Origin of the sequence: Ilumatobacter sp. (genome assembly GCF_049588435.1) — a bacterium.
GTDB lineage: Bacteria > Actinomycetota > Acidimicrobiia > Acidimicrobiales > Ilumatobacteraceae > Ilumatobacter_A.
The window spans coordinates 1-4,999 of sequence record NZ_JBAVYV010000017.1 but is presented as its reverse complement, the minus strand read 5'-3'; the positions used below and the strand labels follow the sequence as shown (position 1 = coordinate 4,999).

Sequence of the window (4,999 nt, the reverse complement as noted above, 5' to 3'; positions counted from 1 at the left end):
CGTCGCGATGACCCCGGTCGCGACGAGGGCGGCCGTGGAGGCGACGCGGCTGCGATCCGTGCCGAGCGCGGCGACGAACACGAACAACACCCCGCCGGGGACCAGCGCCTCGGCGCGCGCATAGGCGCGGAATGCGAACGTGTCGGAGAGCAGCACCGCTGCAGCGATGCCAAGCGAGGCCAGCACGTCCCATCCCCCGAGGAACGGGACCGGGGCCACGGCACTTCGGAAACTGTCGCCGATCACTTCGAGATCGAGTCGGAAGACGTCCCACGTCTCCGAGGTCGGCAACATCAGGCCGTAGGTGTCCCGGTAGTACATCGCGCCGATCAGCCAGATCAGCGCGAGGCCGGTGATCGGGAACGCAAGCGCGATCGGAACGCGCACGCGACGCAGGACCAGGGCAAGCACGTGGCCGCCGAAGGCGATGACCACGAGGTTGTCGAGGAAGTCCCATCCGCTGAACACCCGGGCAAAACCGGCGGCGACGGCGATGGAGTAGAGGAAGAGCGCGCTCGAAGCCAAGATGTCGGCACCGAGTCGATGCTGGGTGTCGTGCGGTTCGTGGGTCACTGTGTGGTTCCTTTGGCACCGGTTGCCCGTCGCGCTCCCGACTTGCCGATGAGCGCATTCCAGTTGGAGAGGAACTCTGCCTCGGTCCGCGCGTTGACACCGATCGCGGAGTGGGAAGTTTCGTCGGTTGTCACAGCCACGGTCGCCTGGGTCGGATCGACGACGCCGCGCGCCCGGCGCAGTCCGGCCGCGTCGCGGGATCCGCCGATCGCGACCAACAGCCCCACACCCTCGCCCGACTCGTGGTCGAGCATCGGCAGCGGGGCGCCATCGGGTTGGATCTCGGCGAGCACGCGGAGCGCGTCGGCCGCGACCTCGGGGCCACGCAGGTCGACGTCGCCGGACACGAAGCGGGTGACGAGGTCGGCATGCGTCGCGCTCAGGGCGAGGCTCGCGGCGACGGTCACCGCACGTTCGAAGGACATCGGGTCGGCGTACGAGTCCGGATCGGTGTCGAGCACGATCAGCATGCGACGCAGACCCTCGACCTCGTACTGCTTGACCAACAGGTTCTCGCCCCGAGCCGACGCGCGCCAGTGGATCGACCGCGGTTCGTCACCGTCGATGTACTCACGCAAGCCGTGGAATTCACCTGGTCCCAGTCGTCGTGCCTGCGCCAGCAGGTGCCGTCCGAGCGGGCCGGTACCGAGTTGGGGCATCGCGAGGAGATGTGAGCGTGGGGCGACGGTGATCCGGTCGGTCCCGGCGATGATGCGGGTGCGGACCAGCAGGCCGAGCGGGTCGCGCACGACCGATTCGAGTGGCCCGAGTTCGATCGCGCCGCGACGGGATGTCGGCAGCTGGTACGTCGCCGTCACGGAACCTCTCGCCCGCATCGGCTCGACGGTGAGTTCGGCGACCTGATCGGGCACGTTGATGCGTCGGACGCGTTCGTGGAGTGTGAACCGTGTCGAGCGCAACGCGCCGTGATGGCGGAGCGCGAGATCGACGTGCCCGATGTCCCCGGCGACGAGGATCGACGGCCGGATCCGGCGGACCCCGCTGACCGATGGCGAGCGCAATGCCACGAACACCGCCGCGGCGGCGACGGCTCCGATGAACCCGGCGCCGATGACGAAGAGTTCGACGACGCCGAACGCTCTCCCGATCGCGATCGAGACCAGCGCGGCGAGAATCGCGAGAATGCCGTACCTGGTCATCAGGCGGGCTTGCTCATCGTCGTCCGATCAGGTCCTGGCCACGGGCACGGGAACCGCCGCGAAGACCTCCTGGATCGCGTCGTCCGCCGACATGCGCGATGCGTGGTCCGAGCTGATCACGATGCGGTGCGCGAGCGCCGACGAACCGACGAACTTCACGTCGTCCGGAGTCGCGTAGTTCCGACCGCGCGCGGCCGCCTGGGCCTTGGAGGCAGCTGCCAACTGCAACGTGGCCCGCGGCGAGAGTCCCAGCTCGATCGCCGGGTGGTGCCGGCTGGCCTCGGCCAGGTCGACCAGGTACGACTTCAGCGCGGACGCCATGTAGACCGAGCGGACCGCCTCGATCATCGTCAGCACCTCGCGGGACGACACGACGGGCTGGAGGGCGGCGATCGCATCGCTCGACCCGCCGTCATCGAGCATCTGCAGTTCGGCATCCCGACCCGGATAGCCGATGGAGATGCGGAGCAGGAAACGGTCGAGTTGGCTCTCGGGCAACCGGTAGGTGCCCTCCTGCTCGATCGGGTTCTGAGTCGCGATCACCATGAACGGAGGTGACAGTGGTCGGCTCTCGCCGTCGGAGCTGACCTGGCGTTCCTCCATCGCTTCGAGCAGCGCCGACTGGGTCTTCGGCGACGCGCGGTTGATCTCGTCCGCGAGCACCACGTTGGCGAAGATCGGGCCTGGCTCGAATCGGAACGTCTCGGTCGTGCGGGAGTAGATGCTGACGCCGATCAGGTCGGTCGGGAGCAGGTCGGGGGTGAACTGCACCCTCCGCCACGAACAGTCGACCGATCTCGACAGGGCTTTCGCCAGGCTGGTCTTGCCGACCCCCGGAACGTCCTCGACGAGCAGGTGGCCTTCGGCGAGCATGCACACGACGGCGAGCTCGATGGCCTCGGGCTTGCCGCGGATCGCCAAGCCGATGTTCGCGGTGATCGCTCCGAACAGCTGCGCGAACGTGCGGGCGGCGGATGCCGTCGAGTCGGGCTGGTCCGGGCGGGCGTGCGGCGTTCCGCCGGCGCTGATGTCGGTCGTCACGACGAGCAGGGTAGAGGCCAGAACGGGTCGATCCCGTTCGACCCCTGATCATCTACGCTGCGCACCGTGTCCGCCTCACCGGTTCTCGCCGTGGCCGTCGAGCCCTCCCGCCTCGCTGCCGCACTCGTCGGACCGGACGGCACGGTCCTCGTGCGCGACCGGGTCACGATGCCGTCGCGCGACGTCTGGCGGGCGTTGGACCGCCTCGTGCGACGCGTGAACGCGGCCGCTCGCGACTCCGCTCCGCCGTTCACCGCCGTGGGCGTGAGCTGTGTCGGTCCGGTCGACGAACAGGCCGGCACCGTGTCACCGCCGTACATCTCCAGTTGGGCGAACTTCACGCTGCGGGACCATCTCGCCGAGTTGACGGAGCGACCGGTGACCCTGGCCACGGCGGGTGCCGCTGCAGCGGAGGCGGAGCGCCTCGTCGGCGAAGCGCGCACGACGTCGAGTTTCGTGTTCGTGATCGCCGACGCGACCACCGAGTCGGCCTGTGTGATCGACGGCCGGCGGCTGTCGGGCGCCCACGGAAACGCCGGTTCGATCGCGCACATCACCGTCGATCCGGGCGGACTCCCGTGTTGGTGTGGAGCGGTCGGATGCCTCGAGCCGTACCTGTCGTCGATCGCCCTCGAGGCCGAGATGAATCGCCCGTTGCGACGCGCGAATCCATCGACGATCGAGCGAGCGGGAATCATGCTCGGACGCGCGATCGCCTCCCTCGCTGCCACCGTCGACGTCGGCACCTTCTTCGTGACCGGCGGAGTGATCGACGCGTTCGGTGACAATCTGCTCGCAGTCGCCCGACGTGAACTGCAGACGAGGTCGAGGCTGGAGAACCTCGACGGGCTCTCCGTGATCGAGCCGGTCGAACACATCAGCCCGCTGGTGCGCGCTGGATCGCTCGCGCTCGCCGTCTCGGCTACCGCTCGGTAACCACCCTTTGGTAGCGTCGATTTCATGCAACCGACGTACACCGCAGAGGCCGAGGCCTACCGTGAAAAGGTCCAGGCATTCCTTGCCGAGAAACTCCCGGCGGGCTGGAAGGGCACCGGAGCGATCGAGGGGGAGGAGCTCGAGAAGTTCGTCGCCGATTGGCGCAACACGCTGTACGAGGCGCGCTACCTGGCGCCCGGTTGGCCCGCCGAGTACGGCGGCGGCGGGCTCTCGGCGACCGAGCAGGTGATCCTCGCCGAGGAGTTCACGCGCGCCGGTGTCCCCGGTGGCGGCCCCAACGATCCGTTCAGCATCCAAATGCTCGGCAACACGCTCCTGATGTGGGGCACCGACGAGCAGAAGGCGCACTACCTTCCTCGTCTGCTCAAGGGCGACGACACGTGGTGCCAGGGATACTCCGAGCCCGACGCCGGTTCGGACCTCGGCAACGTCGGTCTGCGCGCCGAACTCGACGGCGACGAGTGGATCCTCAACGGCCAGAAGATCTGGACGTCGGCCGGCCACCTCGCCGACCACATCTTCACCCTCGCCCGCACCGATCCCGACGGTCCGAAGCACAAGGGCATCTCGTTCCTGCTGGTGCCGATGGACCAGCCGGGCATCGAAGTCCGCCCGATCGAGATGATCTCGGGCGACAGCGAGTTCAACGAGGTGTTCTACACCGATGCCAGGGTCCCGAAGGAGAACGTCGTCGGTGGCCTCAACAACGGTTGGGCGGTCGCGATGTCGCTGCTCGGTTTCGAGCGTGGCGAGGCGGCAGCCACCGCGCCGATCCGATTCCAGGCCGAGATCGAACGTCTCACCGCGATGGCCCAGGAGCGTGGGCGCGCCGACGACCCCATCATCCGTCAGCGCCTCGCCTGGTGTCACTCCCAGGTGCGGATCATGCGCTACAACGGCATGCGCGTCCTCACCCAGTTCCTCAGCGGCCACCACCCGGGGCCCGACGCCGCGATCGGCAAGCTGTTCTGGAGCGAGTACCACAAGGTCGTCACCGAACTCGCGATGGACATCATGGGCGCCGACGCGCTCGAGATCGTCGGGCGGAAGCCGCCGTCGTCGTTCTCGACCGACGACCCCGGAGCCGCGAACTCGTCGGCGTCGTGGGTCAACACGTTCCTCAACGCACGTGCCGGCACGATCTACGCCGGATCGAGCCAGATCCAGCGGAACATCATCGGCGAGATGATCCTCGGCCTCCCGAAAGAGCCGCGGCCGGCGTGATCCGGGCGGCGGCCGCAGTGGCGGCGCGGCCGTCGCTGTGGCCG

General features: G+C 68.3%; 5 protein-coding genes. 2 read left to right on the top strand and 3 right to left on the bottom strand.

The features are described from left to right. The 3 genes from WBV89_RS00510 to WBV89_RS00500 form a co-directional block, all read right to left on the bottom strand. The coding region (locus WBV89_RS00510) for a hypothetical protein (RefSeq protein ID WP_423979389.1) at window positions 1-573 on the bottom strand (573 nt) is incomplete at its 3' end. Then, a complete protein-coding gene (locus WBV89_RS00505; protein ID WP_423979388.1) occupies window positions 570-1,733 on the bottom strand; it encodes a DUF58 domain-containing protein in 1,164 nt (387 codons plus the stop codon). The genes WBV89_RS00505 and WBV89_RS00510, both read right to left, overlap by 4 nt. 27 nt (window positions 1,734-1,760) lie before the next feature. Beyond that, entirely contained in the window at window positions 1,761-2,774 is a 1,014-nt protein-coding gene (locus tag WBV89_RS00500; protein ID WP_423979387.1) for an AAA family ATPase, read from the bottom strand. Window positions 2,775-2,840: 66 nt separating this feature from the next. Between WBV89_RS00500 and WBV89_RS00495 the strand changes: the two genes are divergently transcribed. Together WBV89_RS00495 and WBV89_RS00490 are read left to right on the top strand one after the other, a co-directional pair. Further along, window positions 2,841-3,710, top strand: a complete 870-nt coding sequence (locus tag WBV89_RS00495; RefSeq protein ID WP_423979386.1) for an ROK family protein — start codon at window positions 2,841-2,843, stop codon at window positions 3,708-3,710. Between the two features lie 24 nt (window positions 3,711-3,734). Further along, complete coding sequence (locus tag WBV89_RS00490; protein ID WP_423979385.1) at window positions 3,735-4,955, top strand: acyl-CoA dehydrogenase family protein; 1,221 nt, start codon at window positions 3,735-3,737, stop codon at window positions 4,953-4,955. The last annotated feature ends 44 nt before the right edge of the window (window positions 4,956-4,999 follow it).